The organism is Methylobacterium sp. AC433 (assembly GCF_979253015.1).
On the sequence record NZ_CEEDBN010000080.1, the window covers coordinates 1 to 255 of the forward strand.

The 255-nt window shown below is 71.8% G+C and carries 1 pseudogene; it reads left to right on the forward strand.

Annotation, left to right across the window (positions count from 1 at the left end):
* Nucleotides 1–255: pseudogene (locus tag AC0IWM_RS23805) on the forward strand (CTP synthase); the annotation flags it as partial.

Genomic DNA, 255 nt, shown 5'->3' on the forward strand with positions numbered 1-255 from the left:
CGGCAGCCAGCCCGACCTGCGGCTCTGCCGCTGCGACCGGCCGATCCCCACCGACGAGCGGCGCCAGCTCGGCCTGTTCTGCAACGTGCGCGAGACCGCCGTGATCGAGGCGCGCGACGTGGCCTCGATCTACGACGGGCCGCTCTCCTACCGCGAGGCCGGGCTCGACCGCGAGGTGCTGGCGCATTTCGGCCTGCCGTCGCAGGATGATCCCGACCTGTCGCGTTGGCGCACCATCTCCGAGCGGGTCAAGAA